At 69.1% G+C, this 21,167-nt stretch carries 17 protein-coding genes; 12 read left to right on the forward strand and 5 right to left on the reverse strand.

Going from position 1 to position 21,167, the window contains the following annotated elements; genetic code table 11:
- Positions 1 to 85 precede the first annotated feature (85 nt).
- Both FHT38_RS04925 and FHT38_RS04930 read right to left on the reverse strand, forming a co-directional pair.
- Complete coding sequence (locus FHT38_RS04925; RefSeq protein ID WP_183490385.1) at positions 86 to 1,705, reverse strand: ABC transporter substrate-binding protein; 1,620 nt, start codon at positions 1,703 to 1,705, stop codon at positions 86 to 88.
- A 71-nt stretch (positions 1,706 to 1,776) separates the two neighbouring features.
- Entirely contained in the window at positions 1,777 to 2,148 is a 372-nt protein-coding gene (locus FHT38_RS04930; RefSeq protein ID WP_183490389.1) for a hypothetical protein, read from the reverse strand.
- 163 nt (positions 2,149 to 2,311) lie between these two features.
- Here FHT38_RS04930 and FHT38_RS04935 point away from each other — a divergent pair, with 163 nt between their 5' ends.
- Positions 2,312 to 3,439 (forward strand): branched-chain amino acid ABC transporter substrate-binding protein, encoded by a 1,128-nt coding sequence (locus tag FHT38_RS04935; RefSeq protein ID WP_091722843.1) that lies wholly within the window; start codon positions 2,312 to 2,314, stop codon positions 3,437 to 3,439.
- Between the two features lie 57 nt (positions 3,440 to 3,496).
- Here the strand turns inward: FHT38_RS04935 and FHT38_RS04940 are convergent, their stop codons facing one another.
- Complete coding sequence (locus FHT38_RS04940) at positions 3,497 to 4,339, reverse strand: isopenicillin N synthase family oxygenase (RefSeq protein ID WP_183478533.1); 843 nt, start codon at positions 4,337 to 4,339, stop codon at positions 3,497 to 3,499.
- Between the two features lie 344 nt (positions 4,340 to 4,683).
- Here FHT38_RS04940 and FHT38_RS04945 point away from each other — a divergent pair, with 344 nt between their 5' ends.
- The 5 genes from FHT38_RS04945 to FHT38_RS04965 all read left to right on the forward strand — a co-directional run bounded on the left by FHT38_RS04945 (position 4,684) and on the right by FHT38_RS04965 (position 12,422).
- Positions 4,684 to 7,536, forward strand: coding sequence for a 2-oxoglutarate dehydrogenase E1 component (locus tag FHT38_RS04945; protein WP_091722849.1), 2,853 nt, complete (start codon positions 4,684 to 4,686; stop codon positions 7,534 to 7,536).
- 118 nt (positions 7,537 to 7,654) lie between these two features.
- Positions 7,655 to 8,920 (forward strand): 2-oxoglutarate dehydrogenase complex dihydrolipoyllysine-residue succinyltransferase, encoded by a 1,266-nt coding sequence (gene odhB / locus FHT38_RS04950; protein ID WP_183490392.1) that lies wholly within the window; start codon positions 7,655 to 7,657, stop codon positions 8,918 to 8,920.
- 18 nt (positions 8,921 to 8,938) lie between these two features.
- Complete coding sequence (lpdA, locus tag FHT38_RS04955; protein ID WP_183490395.1) at positions 8,939 to 10,366, forward strand: dihydrolipoyl dehydrogenase; 1,428 nt, start codon at positions 8,939 to 8,941, stop codon at positions 10,364 to 10,366.
- 143 nt (positions 10,367 to 10,509) lie between these two features.
- Complete coding sequence (gene zapE, locus FHT38_RS04960) at positions 10,510 to 11,610, forward strand: cell division protein ZapE (RefSeq protein ID WP_099864239.1); 1,101 nt, start codon at positions 10,510 to 10,512, stop codon at positions 11,608 to 11,610.
- 104 nt (positions 11,611 to 11,714) lie between these two features.
- Positions 11,715 to 12,422 carry a hypothetical protein gene (locus FHT38_RS04965; protein WP_183490399.1) on the forward strand — a complete coding sequence of 236 codons (708 nt, stop codon included), beginning with the start codon at positions 11,715 to 11,717 and terminating at the stop codon, positions 12,420 to 12,422.
- Positions 12,423 to 12,485: 63 nt separating this feature from the next.
- Here FHT38_RS04965 and FHT38_RS04970 read toward each other — a convergent pair whose 3' ends face one another.
- Entirely contained in the window at positions 12,486 to 13,253 is a 768-nt protein-coding gene (locus FHT38_RS04970; protein ID WP_091722870.1) for a PP2C family serine/threonine-protein phosphatase, read from the reverse strand.
- Between the two features lie 52 nt (positions 13,254 to 13,305).
- On the opposite strand from FHT38_RS04970, the gene FHT38_RS04975 reads away from it, so the two are divergent.
- Together FHT38_RS04975 and FHT38_RS04980 are read left to right on the forward strand one after the other, a co-directional pair.
- Entirely contained in the window at positions 13,306 to 13,560 is a 255-nt protein-coding gene (locus FHT38_RS04975) for a YdcH family protein (RefSeq protein ID WP_091722875.1), read from the forward strand.
- Entirely contained in the window at positions 13,547 to 15,655 is a 2,109-nt protein-coding gene (locus tag FHT38_RS04980) for an ATP-dependent DNA helicase (protein ID WP_255488603.1), read from the forward strand. Before FHT38_RS04975 ends, FHT38_RS04980 begins: the two co-directional genes overlap by 14 nt.
- 198 nt (positions 15,656 to 15,853) lie before the next feature.
- Here FHT38_RS04980 and FHT38_RS04985 read toward each other — a convergent pair whose 3' ends face one another.
- Positions 15,854 to 16,636 carry an outer membrane protein assembly factor BamD gene (locus FHT38_RS04985; RefSeq protein ID WP_183490402.1) on the reverse strand — a complete coding sequence of 261 codons (783 nt, stop codon included), beginning with the start codon at positions 16,634 to 16,636 and terminating at the stop codon, positions 15,854 to 15,856.
- A gap of 142 nt (positions 16,637 to 16,778) precedes the next feature.
- On the opposite strand from FHT38_RS04985, the gene FHT38_RS04990 reads away from it, so the two are divergent.
- The 4 genes from FHT38_RS04990 to FHT38_RS05000 are packed head-to-tail and all read left to right on the forward strand — an operon-like array spanning position 16,779 to position 21,146.
- Positions 16,779 to 17,837 carry an RluA family pseudouridine synthase gene (locus FHT38_RS04990; RefSeq protein WP_183490405.1) on the forward strand — a complete coding sequence of 353 codons (1,059 nt, stop codon included), beginning with the start codon at positions 16,779 to 16,781 and terminating at the stop codon, positions 17,835 to 17,837.
- A gap of 39 nt (positions 17,838 to 17,876) precedes the next feature.
- Positions 17,877 to 18,119 carry a hypothetical protein gene (locus tag FHT38_RS25060; RefSeq protein WP_221213978.1) on the forward strand — a complete coding sequence of 81 codons (243 nt, stop codon included), beginning with the start codon at positions 17,877 to 17,879 and terminating at the stop codon, positions 18,117 to 18,119.
- A gap of 4 nt (positions 18,120 to 18,123) precedes the next feature.
- Positions 18,124 to 19,005 carry an SMC-Scp complex subunit ScpB gene (gene scpB, locus FHT38_RS04995; protein WP_147241414.1) on the forward strand — a complete coding sequence of 294 codons (882 nt, stop codon included), beginning with the start codon at positions 18,124 to 18,126 and terminating at the stop codon, positions 19,003 to 19,005.
- Positions 19,006 to 19,055: 50 nt separating this feature from the next.
- Complete coding sequence (locus tag FHT38_RS05000) at positions 19,056 to 21,146, forward strand: pseudouridine synthase (protein ID WP_183490407.1); 2,091 nt, start codon at positions 19,056 to 19,058, stop codon at positions 21,144 to 21,146.
- Positions 21,147 to 21,167 lie beyond the last annotated feature (21 nt).

Here is a 21,167-nt window from a genome sequence, read left to right on the forward strand (position 1 = left end):
GGGATTGCCCCAGGGCCGGACCGGAAAACCCAGCCGCCGCGGCCGGTCCTTCAGGACGCGCGCCGGCCCTTCGGCGGCGGGCCGCTCACTTGATCGTCGTGAAGCGCGCCTCGGGCCGATCGTTGGAGCGGTGCAGCGTCTGCAGGTTGGCGCGCATGGCCCACGGCCGCACCTGGTGGTGCAGCGGGATGAAGAGGTATTGATCGCGGATCAGCACCAGGCCGTCGCGCAGCAGCGCATCGCGCTTGGCGGTGTCGCTTTCGCTCTTGGCGGCGTCGATCAGCTTGTCGAGCGCGGGATCGCTGACCTTGGAGAAGTTGAAGCTGCCATCCGCGCCGCCGCTGCGGGTGCGCGCCAGCGCCTGCATCGCGTAGAGCGCGTCGCGCGTGGACACGCCCCAGCCCAGCATGAACAGCGGGGCCTCGAAGCGCTGGAACAGCTGGCTGTGCTGCGACATCGGCTGCGCGGTCAGCCGCGCGGTGATGCCGATCTTGCTCCACATCGACACCACCGCCAGGCAGACCTTCTCGTCGTTGACGTAGCGGTTGTTGGGGCAGTTCAGCGGGACCTCGAAGCCGCTGGGGTAGCCGGCATCGGCGAGCAGCTTCTTCGCCTTGGCGATGTCGGGCGCGCGCGGCTTGTCCAGCGCCGCGTCGTAGCCGTGCACGCCGGGCGCGACCATCAGCGCCGCCGGTACCGACAGCCCGCGCATGATGCTGCGCTTGATGGCCTCGCGGTCGATGGCCAGGGACAGCGCCTCGCGCACGCGCACGTCCTTGAAGGGGTTCTTGCCCTTGACCGACGCGCCGCGCAGTTCGTCGCTGCCCAGGTCCATCGCGAAGAAGATGGTGCGGGTCTCGGGACCGTCGATCGACTTGAGCTTGGCATCGGCCTTGAGCGCGCCGACGTCCTGCGTGGGCACGTCGGTCAGCAGGTCCACGTCGCCCGAGGTCAGCGCCGCGACGCGGGTCGGGTCCGACTTGATCGGGATGTAGCTGACCTCGGTGATGTTGCCCTTGTTCCTGTCCCACCAGCCCTTGTTGATGACCATCGAGACCTTCTGGTCGGGCTGCCACGAGGTGATCTCGTAGGGCCCGGTGCCGGCCGCGTGGCGGCTGGCGTAGTTCTCGTCCTTGGCCTTGTAATCGGCCATCTGCGTGGCCCGGTTCTTCTCGGACCAGGCCTTGCTCATGATCCGGAAGTCGACCAGGTTGCGCAGCAGGATGGGCTGCGGCGAGTCGAGGATCAGGTCGACGGTGAAGTCGTCGACCTTCTTGATTTCCTTGATGCCGGTGACGTAGATCTGCATCGTGCCCTGCGGCTGGCGGACGCGGTCGAAGCTGAAGACCACGTCGTCGGCGGTGAAGGGCGAGCCATCGTGGAACTTCACGCCCTTGCGCAGCTCGAAGCGCACCTGCGTCGGGCTGATCGTCGTCCACTTCGTGGCCAGGCAGGGCTCGATCTCCCACTGCTCGTTGTAGCGGGTCAGGCCCTCGTAGGCATGCTGCAGGATGGCGCTGGTGGTGGTGTGGTCCTGCGAATGCGGATCCAGCGTCAGCACGTCGTTCTGCGCCGCCCAGCGCAGCGGCACCGCGTGGGCGGACGAGGCGGCAAGGGTGATGGCGGTGGTCGCGCCGAGCGCGATCGCCAGGGACAGCGCCGCGTGGGCGCGAGGCAAGCGCGGAGCGCTCGGCAGTCGAGTCATGGGGAACCTCCGATCGAGCCTGGACCAGGCGATGCGCGGACGATGCTATGCCCGGTGGGGCCGGGTGTTGCTTAGCGCTTCTCCGGAGGGGCGGCGTCGACAGGCGGATCGGTATCGATCGCGGCGTCGCAGCCGATGCCGGCGGCGATCATGCGGCGCGCATAGCGGCGGATCAGGCGGTTGACCAGTCCGTCCGGCTGCAATGTGCGCAGGCCCACATAGCGGCTCGGATGCACCAGCATGCCGCAGCGGTACTGGCGGTCGGCGTCGGACCACACCAGCGCGCGGCAGGCGCCTTCGCGCTTGAGGCTCACCAGCATGCCGAGCGGGCAGGGCTCGGCCAGGCAGCACACGCCGCAGCCATTGCAGGGCGCGCCGACGGCGGGCTTGGGCGGGGCCTCGGGCTGGATCCAGATGACGCTGCCGGAGAGGGGGCGGACCATGCGCCACTGTAGACGTGCCGCGTGCGTGAGGGCGGTCGTCGTGTCGCGCACTTCGGTGCGGTTGTCGGCCGGTACCGGCGTCTTTACGTAGACTCGCGTTTCCCCTATCGGGGAAGACCCCTCCCGGGAATCGATCCCGGGAAGACCTTACCGAGGAAGACCCATGAAGAAGATCTCGTTGAAGTGGCTGGTGCTGGCCGCCGGCCTGGTGGCGCTGGGCGCCCAGGCGCAGGAGCGCGTGCGCATCGGTTTCATGAGCCCGATCACCGGCCCGCAGGCCGGCTACGGCACGGACAACCGCGACGGCGCCGCGTTGGCGATCAAGGAACTCAACGCCAAGGGCGTGAAGATCGGCGGCAAGCCGGTGATCTTCGAACTCGATGTCAACGACGACGTCGCCGACCCGCGCCAGGGCGTGCAGGTGGCGCAGGCGCTGGTGGACAAGAAGGTCCGCTTCGTGCTCGGCCCGTACAACTCGGGCGTGACCATGCCGGCCTCGCGGGTGTTCTCCGACGGCGGCGTGATCGTGCTGACGGTGGCCTCCAACCCGCGCATCACGCAGCAGCCCAACCAGTCCAACCTGTTCCGCATCGGCGCGACCGACAACCAGCTCGGCGCCAAGATGGCCGTCTATGCGGCGCAGGACCTGAAGGTCAAGACCGTCGCGGTCATCGACGACCGCACCGCCTACGGCCAGGGCGTCGCCCAGGAGTTCACCGCCCAGGCCACCAAGCTGGGTCTGAAGGTGGTGGCCAAGGAATTCACCAACGACAAGGCGACCGACTTCAGCAGCATCCTGACCGCCGTCAAGGCCGCCAAGCCCGACGCCGTGTTCTACGGCGGCTACTCCGCGCAGGGCGGCCCGATGCTGCGCCAGATGCGCGGCCTGGGCATCACCGCGCCGCTGCTGGGCGGCGACGGCATCTGCTCGACGGAGACCGCGACGCTGTCGCAGATCACGACCGAGCTGAACGCCTACTGCACCCAGGGCGGCGCGCTGATCGACCGCAGCGACAAGGGCAAGAAGTTCCTCGAGAAGTACAAGGCCGAGTTCAAGCGCGATCCGCTGACCTATGCCGCGGCCTTCTACGACGGCGCCTACCTGCTGGCCGGCGCGATGGAGGCGACGCAGTCCACCGATCCGAAGAAGGTCGGCGAGCACCTGGCCAAGTCGAGCTACGCGGGCGTGGCCGGCGAGTACGCGTATGACGAGAAGCACGACCTGAAGTCGTCCGCCGTCACCGTGTTCACCTTCAAGGGCAAGGACGTCGTGCCGCTCAAGAGCCTGTGATCTCTGGCTCCCTCTCCCGCTTGCGGGAGAGGGTAGGGGTGAGGGTCAGCGGCCTTGTCAGGCCTTCACGCCCAGTTCCCGCAGCCGTTCCTCGAGGTACTCGTGGGCGGTGTAGCGGTCCGACAGGACGACGTCCTCGCGCGGATGCAGGAACAGCGGCAGCGATACGCGGCTCTTCTTCGCGCCTTCGCCGGTCGGGTTGACCACGCGGTGCTGCGTCGACGGGTAGTAGCCCTGCGAGGCCTCCTGCAGCATGTCGCCGATGTTGATGATCAGCATGCCGAAGTCGCCGGGCACGTCGACCCACTCGCCATCCTTGCCCTGCACCTGCAGGCCCGGCTCGTTGGCCGCCGGCAGGATGGTCAGCAGGTTGATGTCGCCGTGCGCGGCCGCGCGCAGCGAGCCGGCCGGCTCGTTGCCCGTCAGCGGCGGATACCGCAGCACCCGCAGCAGCGTCAGCCGGCTGTCCTTGATCATGTTGGACAGCGGCTCGCGATAGTTCTTCGCGATCTCGGCCGGCGTGTGCTTCTCCACCCACGACAGCAGCTCCGCCGCCAGGTCATTGGCGATGCGGTAGTAGCGCATCGCATCGTCCTTCAGAGACGCCGGGATGCGCCCCCATGGATAGATGTGGAAGTACTCCTTGATGTCCTTCTGCGTGTGGCCCTTGGCGGTCTCCGAGATCTCGGTGGAGAAGTAGCCGTCCTGCGTCTCCTTGGAGAACGCCAGCTCATGCTTCTCGGTGCCATTGAAATAGGCCAGCCAGTCCGCGTAGATCTTCTCGACCAGGTCCTGGGGCAGGGGGTGATTCACCAGGACGCCGAAGCCTGTCTCGTGCAGGGAGCGGGTGAATTGCTCGGCCGCATCCGCGGCGCGGTAGTCGACGACTCGAACTTGCATGTGGGATCTCCTGTGGTCCCGGGCTGTCCGCCATTCAATGTCGGGGCGGTACGCCAGCGCGAAGTCTACTTCTATGGGCTATTGCATCGCAAACGTTTGTATGGTTTGGGGTGCCGCTCGATTGATTCAAGTCATGGACAGCCCGCACAACAATTGGGCGAACCCGCAACAGCGGCGGTATCAGCGTGGTGCTACAGTCCTGCGCTTGTGACTTCAGGTCCTTCCCGTCCCCTTTTCTGGCAACAGCAAAGGCGGGTCGCAATCCGCCAACCGGTCAAGCCGTGTCGCGGAAGGTTTGTTAACCAGCCGATAGCTCCGGAAGCCGGGGCAGAGGTGAGCGAAAGATGATGCAGCAATACAGCTCGAACTCCTATCTGTTCGGGGGCAATGCCCCCTACGTCGAGGAGATGTACGAGCAGTACCTCGACAACCCGGGCGCCGTGCCCGACAACTGGCGCGCCTACTTCGACGCGCTGCAGCACGTCCCCGCGGTGGACGGCAGCGACAAGCGCGACGTGGCGCATGCGCCGGTGATCGAGTCCTTCGCGCAGCGCGCCAAGGCCAACGCCTTCAACAACCAGGTGTCCTCCGCCGAGCTCGAAGTGGCCGGCAAGCAGGTGCACGTCCAGTCGCTGATCGCCGCGTATCGCACGCTGGGCTCGCGCTGGGCCGACCTGGACCCGCTCAAGCGCACCGAGCGTCCCAAGATTCCCGAGCTGGATCCCGCGTCCTACGGCCTGACCGAGGCCGACATGGACCGCACCTTCAGCGCGACCAACACCTACTTCACCAAGGCCGAGCGCATGACCCTGCGCGAGATCGTGCAGGCCTTGCGTGACACCTACTGCGGCTCCGTTGGCGCCGAGTTCATGCACGTCACCGAGCCGACCGAGAAGCGCTGGTGGCAGGAACGCCTGGAGGCGATCCGCAGCAAGCCGACCTACACGGCCGAGAAGAAGCAGCAGATCCTGGAGCGCCTGACCGCCGCCGAAGGCCTGGAGCGCTACCTGCACACGAAGTACGTCGGCCAGAAGCGCTTCTCGCTGGAAGGCGGCGAGAGCTTCATCGCCTCGATGGACGAGCTGGTCAAGTGCGCCGGCGTCAAGGGCGTGCAGGAGATCGTGATCGGCATGGCCCACCGCGGCCGCCTGAACGTGCTGGTCAACACCCTGGGCAAGATGCCCAAGGACCTGTTCGCCGAGTTCGACCACACCGCCCCCGAGGACCTCCCGTCCGGCGACGTGAAGTACCACCAGGGCTTCTCCAGCGACGTGACCACCCCCGGCGGCCCGGTCCACCTGAGCCTGGCCTTCAACCCGTCGCACCTGGAGATCGTGAACCCGGTCGTCGAGGGCTCGGTCAAGGCCCGCATGGACCGCCGCGGCGACAAGACCGGCGAGCAGGTGCTGCCCGTGCTGGTGCACGGCGACGCGGCCTTCGCCGGCCAGGGCGTCGTGATGGAGACGCTGGCGCTGGCCCAGACCCGCGGCTACTACACCGGCGGCACGGTCCACATCGTCATCAACAACCAGATCGGCTTCACCACCAGCGACCCGCGCGACACCCGCTCGACGCTGTACTGCTCCGACGTCGTCAAGATGATCGAGGCCCCGGTGCTGCACGTGAATGGCGACGATCCGGAAGCGGTCGTGCTGTGCACGCAGCTGGCGCTGGAGTACCGCCAGCAGTTCAAGAAGGACGTGGTCGTCGACATCGTCTGCTTCCGCAAGCTGGGCCACAACGAGCAGGACACGCCGGCGCTGACGCAGCCGCTGATGTACAAGAAGATCGGCCAGCATCCCGGCACGCGCAAGCTGTACGGCGAGAAGCTGGTGGCCCAGGGCGTCCTGGCCGCCGACGGTCCGGACAGTATGGTCAAGGCCTTCCGCGCCGCGATGGACGAAGGCCGTCACACCGTCGACCCGGTGCTGACCAACTTCAAGAGCAAGTACGCCACCGACTGGACCCCGTTCCTCGGCAAGAAGTGGACCGACAGCTGCGACACCGCGCTGCCGGTGGCCGAGTGGAAGCGCCTGTCCGAGAAGATCACCACGCTGCCGGCCGGCTTCAAGGCCCACACGCTGGTGGAGAAGGTCATCGCCGACCGCGCGGCCATGGGCCGCGGCGACATCAACGTCGACTGGGGCATGGGCGAGCACATGGCCTTCGCGTCGCTGGTGGCCTCGGGCTACCCGGTGCGCCTGTCCGGCGAGGACTGCGGCCGTGGCACCTTCACGCACCGCCACGCCGTGCTGCACGACCAGAACCGCGAGCGCTTCGACGAAGGCACCTACATCCCGCTGCAGAACGTCGCGGAAGGCCAGGCCCCGTTCGTCGTGATCGACTCGATCCTGTCGGAAGAGGCGGTGCTGGGCTTCGAGTACGGCTACGCCGCCGCCGATCCGCAGACGCTGACGATCTGGGAAGCCCAGTTCGGCGACTTCGTCAACGGCGCGCAGGTCGTCATCGATCAGTTCATCGCCTCCGGCGAAGTGAAGTGGGGCCGCGCCAACGGCCTGACGATGATGCTGCCGCACGGCTACGAAGGCCAGGGCCCCGAGCACAGCTCGGCCCGCCTGGAGCGCTTCATGCAGCTGGCCGCCGACAACAACATGCAGATCGTCCAGCCGACGAGCGCCTCGCAGATCTTCCATCTGCTGCGCCGCCAGATGCTGCGCATGTTCCGCAAGCCGCTGGTCATCCTGACGCCGAAGTCGCTGCTGCGCGCCAAGGACGCCACCTCGCCGGTGAGCGAGTTCACCAAGGGTGAGTTCCGCACCGTGATCGGCGAAGTGAACGCCGAGATCGACGCCAGCAAGGTCAAGCGCGTGATCGCCTGCTCGGGCAAGGTCGCCTACGACCTGATGAAGGCCCGCGGCGAGAAGAAGGACGTCGCGATCGTGCGCGTGGAGCAGCTGTACCCGTTCCCGCACAAGGCTTTCGCGGCCGAACTCAAGAAGTACCCGAACCTGGCCGAGATCGTGTGGTGCCAGGACGAGCCGCAGAACCAGGGCGCCTGGTTCTTCGTCCAGCACTACATCCACGAGAACATGGCCGACGGCCAGAAGCTCGGTTACGCCGGTCGTCCCGCATCGGCCTCGCCGGCGGTCGGCTACGCCCACCTGCACCAGGAGCAGCAGAAGGCGCTGCTGGAGCAGGCCTTCGGCAAGCTGAAGGGTTTCGTGCTGACCAAGTGAGTCATTGCGGACGCCAAGCGCCGCAATGACACCGGCGCCGTGCGCCGCCTTCGGGGGCGGCCCGGCGACCGGCAGGCGCAAGGCTCCGGTTTACTGAAAAACCGAGAGAACAAACATCATGGCAATCGTTGAAGTCAAAGTCCCCCAACTGTCCGAGTCGGTCGCCGAGGCGACCCTGCTGCAGTGGAAGAAGAAGCCCGGTGAAGCCGTGGCCATCGATGAAATCCTGATCGAGATCGAGACCGACAAGGTCGTGCTCGAAGTGCCGGCGCCGTCCGCCGGCGTGCTGGCCGAGCTGGTCGTCGGCGACGGCGGCACGGTGACCTCGGACCAGGTCATCGCCAAGATCGACTCCGAAGGCAAGGCCGGCGCCGCCGCGCCCGCCGCTGCCGCTCCGGCACCCGCCGCCGCGGCTCCCGCGCCGGCCGCCGCCGCCGCGTCGTCGGACAGCAAGGCCGGCGTCGCGATGCCGGCCGCCGCCAAGCTGATGGCCGACAACAACCTGGCCGCCGGCTCGGTCGCCGGCACCGGCAAGGACGGCCGCGTGACCAAGGGCGACGTGCTGGGCGCGATCGAAGGCGGCGCCAAACCGGCCGCGATCCCCGCTCCGGTGCAGGCCCCGACCGCTCCCGCCGCCAAGCCGCTGCCGGCCGTGGCCGCCCCGGCCGCCGTCAACCTGGGCGACCGCCCGGAACAGCGCGTGCCGATGAGCCGCCTGCGCGCCCGCATCGCCGAGCGCCTGCTGCAGTCGCAATCGACCAACGCCATCCTGACCACGTTCAACGAAGTGAACATGGCCCCGGTGATGGAGCTGCGCAAGAAGTTCCAGGACAGCTTCACCAAGGAGCACGGCACGAAGCTGGGCTTCATGAGCTTCTTCGTCAAGGCCGCGGTCCACGCGCTGAAGAAGTACCCGGTGCTGAACGCCTCGGTCGACGGCAATGACATCGTCTACCACGGCTACTTCGACATCGGCATCGCCGTCGGCTCGCCGCGCGGCCTGGTCGTGCCCATCCTGCGCAACGCGGACCAGATGAGCTTCGCCGACATCGAGAAGAAGATCGCCGAGTTCGGCAAGAAGGCCCAGGAAGGCAAGCTCGGCATCGAAGAGATGACTGGCGGCACCTTCTCGATCTCCAACGGCGGCACCTTCGGCTCGATGCTGTCGACGCCGATCATCAACCCGCCGCAGTCGGCCATCCTGGGCGTGCACGCGACCAAGGACCGCGCCGTCGTCGAGAACGGCCAGATCGTGATCCGCCCGATCAACTACCTGGCGATGTCCTACGACCACCGCATCATCGACGGCCGCGAAGCCGTGCTGGGCCTGGTCGCGATGAAGGATGCGCTGGAAGATCCGGCCCGTCTGCTGTTCGATCTGTAATCCGAGGACGACCACGACATGAGCAAGCAATTCGACGTCGTCGTCATCGGCGGCGGCCCTGGCGGCTACATCGCGGCGATCCGCGCGGCGCAACTGGGCTTCAACGCGGCCTGCATCGACGAGTGGAAGAACGACAAGGGCGGTCCCGCTCCTGGCGGCACCTGCACCAACGTCGGCTGCATCCCGTCCAAGGCCCTGCTGCAGTCCAGCGAGCACTTCGAGCACGCCGGCCACGGCTTCGCCGACCACGGCATCTCGATGAGTGACCTGAAGATCGACATCGCCAAGATGATCGGCCGCAAGGACACCGTCGTGAAGCAGAACAACGACGGCATCCTCTACCTGTTCAAGAAGAACAAGGTCACGTTCTTCCACGGCCGCGGCTCCTTCGTGGCCGCCAAGGACGGCGCCTACGAGATCAAGGTCGCCGGCGCGACGGAAGAGACGATCACGGCCAAGCACGTGATCATCGCCACCGGCTCCAACGCCCGCCAGCTGCCGGGTGCCCCGTTCGACGAGACCAACATCCTGTCGAACGATGGCGCGCTGCGCATCCCGGCCGTGCCCAAGAAGCTGGGCGTGATCGGCTCCGGCGTCATCGGCCTGGAAATGGGCTCGGTGTGGCGCCGCCTGGGCGCGGAAGTGACGATCCTGGAAGCGCTGCCCGCCTTCCTGGGCGCCGCCGACGAGTCCGTCGCCAAGGAAGCCGCCAAGGTCTTCAAGAAGCAGGGCCTGAACATCGAGCTGGGCGTGAAGATCACGTCCGTCGACAACGGCAAGTCCGGCGTGACGGTGAAGTACACCGACGCCAAGGGCGCCGAGCAGACGCTGGCGGTGGACAAGCTGATCGTCTCGATCGGCCGCGTCGCCAACACCATCGGCCTGAACCCGGAAGCCGTCGGCCTGAAGCTCGACGAGCGTGGCGCGGTGGTCGTGGACGACGAGTGCAAGACCAACCTGCCCAATGTCTGGGCGATCGGTGACGTCGTGCGCGGCCCGATGCTGGCGCACAAGGCGGAAGAAGAGGGCGTCGCGGTCGCCGAGCGCATCGCCGGCCAGCACGGTCACGTCAACTTCAACACCATCCCGTGGGTGATCTACACCAGCCCCGAGATCGCGTGGGTCGGTCGCACCGAGCAGCAGCTCAAGGCGGACGGCGTGGCCTACAAGGCGGGCCAGTTCCCGTTCCTGGCCAACGGCCGCGCGCGCGCGCTGGGCGACACGACCGGCTTCGTCAAGTTCCTGGCCGACGCCAAGACCGACGAGATCCTGGGCGTGCACATCATCGGCCCGATGGCCTCGGAGCTGATCTCCGAAGCCGTGGTGGCGATGGAGTTCAAGGCCTCGGCCGAGGACATCGCCCGCATCTGCCACGCTCACCCGTCGCTGAGCGAGGCGACCAAGGAAGCGGCCCTGGCCGTGGACAAGCGCACGCTGAACTTCTGAGCCCAGGCTCGAAGCGCCACGGACGCGCAGGAGAGGGGCGGCGCGAGTCGCCCCTTTTTTCTTGCGCCGACGTGCGCGGGCCCGCCGCCCGAATGCCCGAATGCCCGAACGCGATCCCGATCCCGTGACCTGAACTCCGCCGCATGACCACCGTCACCGAGCTCTACCACCAGACCCTGGCCGAACGCGGCTACACCGCCGACCCGGCCCAGCTGCGCGCCGTGGCCGCGCTGCAGCGCTGCCAGGACGAATGGGCCGCCTACAAGGCGCGGCGCTCCAACGCGGTGACCAAGCTGCTGGTGCGCCCGCCGCTGCCGCGCGGCGTGTACATGTTCGGTGGCGTCGGCCGCGGCAAGAGCTTCCTGATGGACTGCTTCTTCCAGGCGGTGCCGCTGACGCGCAAGACGCGGCTGCACTTCCACGAGTTCATGCGCGAGGTTCACCGCGAGCTGCAGGAACTCAAGGGCATCCAGGATCCGCTGGACGAGCTGGGCAAGCGCATCGCGCGGCGCTTCCGGCTGATCTGCTTCGACGAGTTCCATGTCGCCGACGTCACCGACGCGATGATCCTGTACCGCCTGCTGGATGCGCTGTTCAAGAACCGCGTGTCCATCGTGACGACGTCCAACTTCCATCCCGACGGCCTTTATCCCAACGGCCTGCATCGCGACCGCATCCTGCCGGCGATCGAGCTGCTCAAGGCCAACCTGGAAGTCATCAATGTCGACAACGGCACCGACTACCGGCAGCGCTCGCTGGAGCATGTCGAGCTCTATCACACGCCGCTGAACGCCGACACCGAAGGCGCGCTGACGGCCGCCTTCGAGTCGCTGGCCGAGGCGCGCGACGAGGATCCCGTGCTGCACATCGAGCACCGGGAGATCCGCTCCCGGCGCCGCGCCGGCGGCGTCGTGTGGTTCGACTTCGCCGAGCTTTGCGGCGGCCCCCGCTCGCAGAACGACTACCTGGAGCTGGCGACGCAGTTCCACACGCTGATCCTGTCCAACGTGCCGGCCATGCCGCCGCGGCTGGCCAGCGAGGCGCGCCGCTTCACGCTGCTGGTGGACGTCCTGTACGACCGCCGCGTGAAGCTGATCATCTCGGCGGCGGTGCCGGCCGAGCAGCTCTACACCGAAGGCCCGCTCGCGCACGAGTTCCCGCGCACCGTGTCGCGGCTGCAGGAGATGCAGTCCAAGGAGTACCTCGAACTCGAGCGGCGCGAGGTCGACACGCGCCTGACCTGAGCGCGCGTCCGCGGGCTGCTCTCGCCTCGCCGACCGGGGATGTAGGGAAGTCACGGGCGGCGGCTTCGCCGGCGGGGGCGCCGGCGGATGCGATGATCGCGCCCATGACTTTCCGCTTCGTTCTCGCCGCCGCGTCCAGGGCGCCGATCGCGCTGAATGCGCTGATCTCGCTGATCTCGCTGATCTTGTTGTGTGCCGTGTCCCCGGCCGCCCAGGCCGCGGACATGACCCGTGCCGAGATCGATGCTGCGCGCGCCCGGATCGAGCAGGCCTACCAGTCCCGGGTGAAGGAGTGCAACCAGCGCTTCGTCGTGACTGGCTGCCTGGAGGAGGCGCGGAACGAACGCATCCGGCAGCTGCGGCCGCTGGACCGGGTCGAGCACCAGGTCAATGCGGAGGAGCGTCAGCGCCGCAGCGCCGCGGCCCGTGAGCGGGTCCAGGAGAAGGAACGCGAGGCGGCCCAGGACGAGGCGCGCCGCAAGACCGAATCGGTGCGGGAAGCCGTGCAGCCGGCCTCGGCGCCGGCGGTCCCGGGCGCGCGTACGCCGCGCGCGAATCCCGAGCTGCATCAGCGCCGCGAGGCCCAGCAGGCGGCGGAAGCCAAGGCCGACGCCGCCAAGCGCCGAGAGGCCGCCGCCGAGCGCCGCCAGAAGGCGCAGGAGCGTCAGCGCAAGGCCGGCGAGCTCCAGGTCCGGCAGGCGGAGAAGGCGGCATCCGCCGCCTCCGCGCCGGCGGGCAAGAACAGCAAGCCGCCGGCGGCGCATCTGCCGACGCCGTCGGCCTCGGATATCCGCGCGCTGTCCAAGCGCTGAACGCGCCGGGGCGGGGGCAAGGCGGGAGAGGCACGAGCGCCGCGGAGCGGCGCCGAGCGGGCGTTACTCGAGCGGATCCAGCCGCACGATGGCCAGCGACAGGTTGTCGCCGGTGCCCTTGGCGCGCTGGCGCGCCTTGTTGACCAGCAGTTCGGCGCCGTCGCGCGGCGGCAGGCTGTGCATCACCGTGCCCAGCTCGGCCGGGCTGAAGTAGTGCCACAGGCCGTCGCTGCAGGCCATCAGGCTGTCGCCGTGCTCCAGGCGCTCGATGAAGGACTCGACAGGCGTCGGTTCCTGCACCGTGCCCAGGCAGGCAGTCAGCAGGTTCGACTGCGGATGCACCAGCGCCTCGTCCTCGGTGATCTGGCCCTCGTCCACCAGGCGCTGGACGTAGGACTGGTCCAGCGAGCGCGTGACCATGTTGGGGCCGCGGAAGTGGTAGAGGCGGGAATCGCCGGTGTGGATCCAGAAGCAGCGGCGGTCGGCCGTCAGCAGGTAGGCGGCCAGGGTGCTGTGCGGTTCCTCTTCGGCCGAGATCGCCGTCAGGCGGATCATCAGGTGGGATTCGGAGACGATCTGGCGCAGCAGTTCGGCCTCGTCCTCCTCGCCGGGGACGAAGCGCTCGAACAGCTGCTGGGCGGTCAGGATGACCTGGTCCGCGGCCTTGCGGCCGCCGCTCTTGCCGCCCATGCCGTCGGCGACGATGCCGAGCACGCAGCCGCTCTGGCGGGGATGGGCGATGACCTGGACCTGATCCTGCTGGTACAGACGATCGCCGCGATGGATGCCGGTGGCGGCGCTGAGGCGAAAGCCTGGGGTAGTGCGACTCATCCCAAAACTATAATCGTGCGGCTCGGCGTTCCGGCCGGGTGGTTCCCCGTTTATGGATGAACAACTTCACTCTCCAGCCCGACGTCTGATCGAACTGCGCATCGCGCATGCCGAGCTGGATGGCCGCATCGACGCGTTGATCGGCGCCTCCACGCTGCGCGTGATCGACATCGGCGGCGCAGGCGCCGGCATCGCCGTGCCGCCGGTCGACGAGCTCACGCTGCGCCGGCTGAAGAAGCAGCGCCTGGCCCTGCGCGACGAGATCGCGCGGCTCGAGCGGGCCAGTGATCCCGATGAGCCGGCCTGACCCTCACGAACCCGACACCGACGACTCGACCGACGCCCTGATGGCCGATGCCCGCTGGGGCGCCGCCGAGGCGTCGCCGGCGCTGGCGGCCTCGCGCGCCCGCGCGGCGGCCGAGGAGCTGCGGCCGGGCGAGCTTGAGCAATCGGTGGTCGCCGCCTTCGACACCGACGGTCCGCTGTCGCGCCACGACCCGGCTTATGCGCCGCGCGAGCCGCAGCAGCGCATGGCGCTGGCCGTCGCGCAGGCGATCGCCGGGCGCGACACGCTGGTCGTCGAGGCGGGGACCGGCGTCGGCAAGACCTTCGCGTACCTGGTGCCGGCGCTGCTCAGCGGCGGCCGCACTTTGATCAGCACCGCGACCAAGAGCCTGCAGGACCAGCTCTTCATGCGCGACCTGCCGCGGCTGCTCGACACCTTCGCCTTGCCGCTGCGCGCCGCGTTGCTGAAGGGGCGAGGGAGTTACCTCTGCTTGCACCGACTGCAGCAGGCGCGCCACAGCGCGGAGCTGCCGGATCGCCGGGCGGTCGCGCAGCTCGCGCGCATCGAGCGCTGGGCGCTGAGCACCCACACCGGCGATTTCGCCGAGATCGACGGCCTGGACGAGCGCTCGCCGGTGATCCCGATCGTCAGCTCGACGCGCGACAACTGCCTGGGCACCGATTGCCCGTCCTACCGCGAATGCCACGTCGTGAAGGCGCGGCGCGAGGCGATGGAGGCGGATCTTGTCGTCGTCAACCATCACCTGTTCTTCGCCGACCTGGTCCTGCGCGACAGCGGCGTGGCGGAGTTGCTGCCCAGCGTCGAGGTCGCGATCTTCGACGAGGCGCATCAGCTGCCCGAGGCGGGCCTGAACTTCCTGGGCCGGATGCTGGGCAGCGCGCAGCTGTTCGACTTCGGACGCGACCTGCTGGCACAGGGGCTTGCGCATGCGCGGGGGCTGCAGGAATGGCAGGCGATCGCTGGCGGCGTCGAACGCGCCGCGCGCGCACTGAGGCTGGCCTGCGCCGGCGGACGCGAGCTGCGTGGTGTGCTGAAGCTGCGCTGGAACGAATGCGAGGGCCGGACCGAGTTCGATGCGGCGCTGGGCGAGGTGGCGCGGGCGGTCGAGCTCAGCGTCGACGCGCTGGCGACGGTCATGGAGGTCGGGCCGGATCTGGCGCGGCTGCATGAGCGCGCGGTCGAGCTCTACAAGACGGCGCAGCTGTTCGCACGCGCGCCGGATCCTGGCGCGGTGCGCTGGGTGGATGTCGGCACGCACCAGGTGCGCCTGATCGAGTCGCCGCTGGACATCCGCGAGGCGATGCAGGAGGCGCTCGCGAGCACGCCCAAGGCGTGGATCTTCACCTCGGCGACCTTGGGCGAGGATGATGCGCTCAGCTGGTTCACCGAGCCGGCGGGTCTCGGCGAGGCGCGCACCTTGCGCGTGGGCAGTCCGTTCGACTATGCGGCGCACGCGCGGCTCTACGTGCCGCGGCATTTCCCGAAGCCGTCCGAGCCCGATCACGGCGAATCGGTCGGCTGGCTGGGGGCGCGGCTGGCGGCGCGGCTGGGTGGGCGCACCTTCATCCTGACGACGACCTTGCGCCAGTTGCAGACGGTGGCCGAGGTCCTGCGCCAGCGTTTCGAGGAGGGTGGGCACCGCATCGAGGTGCTGGTCCAGGGCAGCATGCCGAAGCGGCAGTTGCTGCAGCAGTTCATCGACCAGCCCGCCTCGGTGCTGGTGGGGTCGGCGAGCTTCTGGGAGGGCATCGACGTGCCGGGCGACGCCTTGCAGTGCGTGCTGATCGACAAGCTGCCGTTCCCGCCGCCGAACGATCCGCTGGTCGAGGCGCGCGTGGCGCGGCTGGAGTCCGAGGGCCGCAACCCGTTCATGGAGTACTTCGTCGCCGAGGCCGCGATTGCCCTGAAGCAGGGCGCCGGCCGTCTCATCCGAACGGAGTCCGACCGTGGCTTGCTGGTGGTCTGCGACCCGCGGCTGGCTGGCTCGCACTATGGCAAGCGCCTGCGCGAGGCGCTACCTCCGATGACGCAGGTCCCCGACGAGGCCGCCGCGCAGGCGTGGCTCGCCGAGCTCAAGACCTCTCACGACCGCTGACGGCGTCAGCCCTCAAGAGAGACGTCTGCCAGCAAGCGGAAAAGAGAAAAGCCCGCTAGCGAGCGGGCTTCGAGCATTCTTTGCTAGCGCTTGGATCTGGTGGCCAGACGCCCGCCAGACTAGGCGCGAGGGGCCGCCGCATAGCAGCGCTATGCAAGGTCCCGAGCAACGACGTCTGGCGGGTGTCTGGCCACCAGATCACCAGATTTGCCACCAGGCTTTGTCCTTTTGTTTCGCTTTTCCGGTCGTCAGATAGGAGCTATCCGGGAAGCTCGCCACGAGCACGCGGCGGGTGTCGTCGCGCAGCTGGGTCATGCCGAGCTTGTCGTAGCTCTGCATCATCAGGAACAGGGCTTCCTCGAGCGCCGGCGCGTACTGGAACTCCATCAGCGCGGCCTGACCGCGATTGGCCGCCGCGAGATAAGCGCCGCGGTTGTAGTAGTAGCGCGCCACATGCACCTCATACGCCGCGAGGCTGTTGGTGATGTAGTCGATGCGGATGCGGGCGTCCTCGGAGTACTTCGACTCGGGGAACTGCTCGACCAGCTGCTTGAACGCCTGCATCGAGTCGCGCGCCGCCTGCTGGTCGCGCTCGGAGATGTCCTGACGCGCGATGCGACCGAACAGCCCCAGGTCGTCGTTGAAGTTGACCAGGCCCTTCATGTACAGCGCGTAGTCCAGCGCCGGGCTGGACGGGTTGAGCTTGATGAAGCGGTCCAGCACCGTCACGGCCTGCACGCGTTCACCGCTCTTGTAGTTGGCCCAGGCCAGGTCCAGTTGCGCCTGCTGGCCCAGCGTCGTGCCGGCGGCGCGGCCTTCGATGCGTTCCAGCGTCTTGATCGCCCGGTCGTACGAGCCGGAGAGCATGTCCTCCTTGGCCTCTGCGTACAATTTCTCCAGGTTGGCCTGGGAATTCGGGTCCTCCTTGGGGGCCGACGAACAGGCCGCCAGTCCCAGCACGGCGGCAGTCGCGGCGCTCATCGCGGCGCAGCGCCACGCGGCGCGCCAGGTCCCGGACAGCTCGACAGATTCCGCGGTCCGGCGGCGCAACACCCAAGTCTCGATCATGGTCCACAGGGCGCGCGCGACGGCGGCCCTCATCTGAAATTGGAGCGGCGATTATATGGTTCAGGTCGGCCACGACCCGGCGCCCGAGGGCAGGCTTTACCCGCGCGGTGACTCGGGCGAGCCCTCGGGCGGCGAGGGCATCGACGACGCCCAGGACGTCGGCCTCGACGCGCCCGAACGCCGCGAGGCCGAGGCCGGTCGCGACCAGCTCGCGCTGCGCCTGGACAAGTGGCTGGTGCAGCTGGCGCCGGAGTTCTCGCGCAGCCACCTGCAGGGCCTGATCGAGCGCGGCTGCGTCACGCTGGACGGGCAGCTCGTCACCCAGGCGTCGCGCAAGCCCAGGCTGGGCCAGCGCCTGGCCGTCGACCTGGTCCCGACCGAGGAGGCGCTCGCCTTCCGCGCCGAGCCGCTGGATCTGGACATCGTCTTCGAGGATGAACATCTGCTCGCGGTGAACAAGCCCGCCGGCCTGGTCGTGCATCCGGCGGCGGGCAACTGGTCCGGGACGCTGATGAACGGCCTGCTGGCGCATCACGCCAAGGCCGCGACGCTGCCGCGCGCGGGCATCGTGCACCGCCTGGACAAGGACACCTCCGGGCTGATGGTCGTCGGCAAGACGCTGCCGGCGGTGACTGCGCTGGTGCGGATGATCGCGGCGCGCGAGGTCCATCGCGAATACCTCGCCCTGGTCCACGGCCGCACGCCGGACGAATGGATCGTCGAGGCGCCGATCGGGCGCGATCCCCAGTCGCGCACTCGCATGGCGGTGGTCGGCGGCGGCAAGCCGGCGCGCACCGACTTCTTCAAGCTGGCCGAGGGGCAGTGGCAGGACGCCCGCGGCCTGGAACGGACCGTCTCCGCGCTGCATTGCGTGCTGCACTCCGGCCGCACGCACCAGATCCGCGTGCACGCCTCGCATCGCGGCCATCCGCTGGTGTCCGACGCGCTGTACGGCGGCGCCGAGGCCCTGGGCGTGTCGCGGCAGGCGCTGCATGCGGCGCGGCTCGGTTTCGAGCATCCGGTCACCGGCGCGCCGATGCGCTTCGAGGCCCCGTTGCCGCCGGAGCTGGCGTCGGGCTGGCGCGTCGCGGGTTTGCCCGATCCGACGTTCTGAGAGGAGTCCGCGCGCCCGCGCTACAATGCCGACCAATTCTTGCGCGAGAACGTGCGCAAGACGGCGGCGGGGCGGCAGTCGACCTCGTCCGCAGCGCAGGCCGCGGACCGACGCGGCGTCCGTCCCACCGGCCGGGACCGTCCACTGAACGGCGGCCGATGGAGCGAAGAGCTCCCAAGCAAGCAGATCGAACCCGTCCAGCGCGGCCCGTTGCCGCCGCTGGCGCCCAAGATGGCGAAACACACCGATTTGACCGGTCCCGAGGCCGGCGTCATGAGCTGAGCCCATGGACACGCAGGAGGCCAAACGGGTCCTGGAGACGGCGCTGCTGTGCGCGCAGGCGCCGCTGACGCTGCGCGAGATGCGTTCGCTGTTCGTGGACGAGCTCAATGCGGACAGCGTGCGGTCGCTGCTCGACGAGTTGCTGCGCGAGTGGGAAGGGCGGGGCGTCGAGCTGGTCGCGCTGTCCTCCGGCTGGCGCTTCCAGAGCCGGCCCGAGATGCGCGAGCATCTGGACCGGCTGAATCCGGAGAAGCCGCCGAAGTATTCGCGGGCGGTGCTGGAGACGCTGGCGATCATCGCCTACCGTCAACCGGTGACCCGCGGCGACATCGAGGACATCCGCGGCGTGATGGTGGCGGCGCCGATCATCAAGCAGCTCGAGGACCGCAACTGGATCGAGGTCATCGGGCATCGCGAGGCGCCGGGCCGTCCGGCGCTGTTCGCGACGACGAAGCAGTTCCTCGACGACCTGGGGCTGCACTCGCTGGAGCAACTGCCGGCGCTGATCCAGGGCGGCGACCCGACGCCGATCGCCGGGGCGCTGCAGGGCTCGCTGCTCGAGGAGCCGCCCGGCGACGCGGTCGTTGAAGTCGAGCCGGACGGCGCCACCCCGGTGGCCCTGATGGCGGCGGAATCGGCTGGCGTTGAATCGACGGCCGAGGAGTCGATGGCCGACGAATCGACGGCCGACGAATCGAAAGTCGCTGAATCGACGGCGACCGAATCGACGATCGCCGTGGAGGCTGCGGCCGAAGCCGACGATCAGGCATCCGAAGTGCCGGAAGCGGCGGCGCAGGCCGCCATCGAAGACGAATCCAAGCCGGCCGCCTCGCGCGAGCCGGGTGAAGAACCACCGGCCGGGGCGGTCAACCCCGAGCCCACTTGAACGCCCCGGGAAGGGGCCGTGTCCACCGCTGACAAGGTGCAAGCCGACACATGAATTCCAACGAAATCGACGATTCCAAGCCCGACACGCTGACCGCCGCCGCGGACACGCCGTCCGAGGCGCCCGCGAAGCCCAAGCGCACCCGCAAGGCGGCCGCGGCCCCGACGGAGGCTGCCGAGCCCGGCGCCGCGCCCGTGGCCGAGGAGACCCCGAAGCCGCGTGCGCGCCGAAAGACGGCCGCGGCCGTCGACGCGCCGGCTGAGACGGCCCCCGCGGGCGCTGCGGCAGAGACCGCCGAAGCGCCCGCCGCTGACGCCGAGGCGCCCAAGCCCAAGCGCCGCACGACGAAAAAGGCCGCTGAGGCGGCCGAGGCCGCTCCCGCCGCCGGCGCCGAGCCGTCCGCCGCTGTGATGGCCGAGCCGATCCGTCACCTGCCGGTCGCGACCGTCGAGGTGTCGCCGGCACCGGTGTCGCCGGTCGCGGAAGCGGTCGGTGAGCTGGTGTCGCCCGAGACGCGCGGCGCCGGCCCCGTGGGCGGTGACGCCGCCGATGGCGACGCGGGTGGCGATCGTGAAGGGCGTGGCCGCAACCGCCGCCGTCGTGGTCGCGATCGTGATCGCGAGCCCCGCGAGGGTCAGCAGGCGCAGGCCCAGGAGTCCGGCCAGCGCCCCGCGCGCGCGCCGCAAGGCGAGGGCGCTGAAGGTGCCGCCGATCCGGTCGACGACGCCCAGCTGCAGGCCGAGGCCCAGGCGCGCTTCGACGCGCTGGTGTCCGGTGCCTTCGACGCGGATGTCGAAGGCGACGGCGACGTGGCGGAGACGGGCGCGGCGGAAGTCGAGGCCTCCGCCGACGAGGGCGAGACCGGCACCGACGGCCAGCCCGGCAAGCGCGTGCTCGCGCCCGATGCCGATGCGCCCAAGCTGCAGAAGGTGCTGGCGCAGGCAGGCGTCGGCTCCCGGCGCGACATCGAGGACATGATCGCCAAGGGCCAGATCACGGTGAATGGCGAGGTCGCCCATGTCGGCCAGCGCATCTCCTACGGCGACCGCGTCGCGGTGGCCGGCAAGCCGATCAAGGTCCGCATCGCCCCCGTGGCGCCGCGCATCCTGGCGTACCACAAGCCGGTCGGCGAGGTCGTCACCTTCAACGACCCCGAGGGCCGTCCCACCGTCTTCCGCAACCTGCCGCGCCTGCCGCAGGGCAAGTGGCAGTCGGTCGGCCGCCTGGACCTGAACACCGAAGGCCTGCTGCTGTTCACCAACTCCGGTGAACTGGCCAACCAGCTGATGCACCCGCGCTTCGGCGTCGAGCGCGAGTACGCGGTGCGCGTGCTGGGCTCGCTGAGCAAGGAGCAGAAGGACAAGCTGCTGACCGGCGTCGACGTCGACGGCCAGCAGGCCAGCTTCAAGAGCATCGAGGACGGCGGCGGCGAAGGCGTGAACCGCTGGTATCGCGTCGTCATCACCGAAGGCCGCAACCGCGAGGTCCGCAAGCTGTTCGAGAGCGTCGGCCTGGCCGTCAGCCGCCTGATCCGCATCCGCTACGGCACCGTCGTGCTGCCGCGCGGCCTGCGCCGCGGCGTCTACATCGAACTGGGCGACGCCGATGTCCGCGTCATCCGCCAGCTGGCCGGCAACGAGCCGCGCCCGCCGCGCAACAACGACCGCGCCGAGCGTCGCGACAAGCGCCGCAGCGGCAACAGCGGCGGTCCGCGCCCGAGCCGTCCGGAGCCCTCGCGCCAGGAGCAGCGCGGCGAACAGCGCGCCCACCAGCCGCAGCGCCCGCAGCAACAGCAGCAGGAGCGCGAACGCGATCGCCGGCCCCGCAACGAGGACGATGACGACTTCATCCCGAAGCACATCAATCCGCTGGAGCAGACCTTCGACCGTCGCTTCGCCACCGGCAGCAAGCGCATCCCGCAAGGCTTCGGCAAGGGCGGCAGCGATGCGGGCGACCATGGCCGCGGCGGCAACCAGCGCGGCCCGGGCGGCGAGCGCATTCCGGATCCGATGAAGACCTCGATGGGCTACATCGGCGCCGACGCCTTCATCAACCGGGGCGGCAATCGCGGTGGCCGCCGCGGTGGTGGCGGCGGGGGTGGTGGGGGTGGCGGCGGCGGCGGCGGCCGCGGTCGCCGCTGAGCGGGTCAGCCTGCTCGTCGC

This window comes from Mitsuaria sp. BK041 (genome assembly GCF_014193085.1).
GTDB lineage: Bacteria > Pseudomonadota > Gammaproteobacteria > Burkholderiales > Burkholderiaceae_C > Roseateles.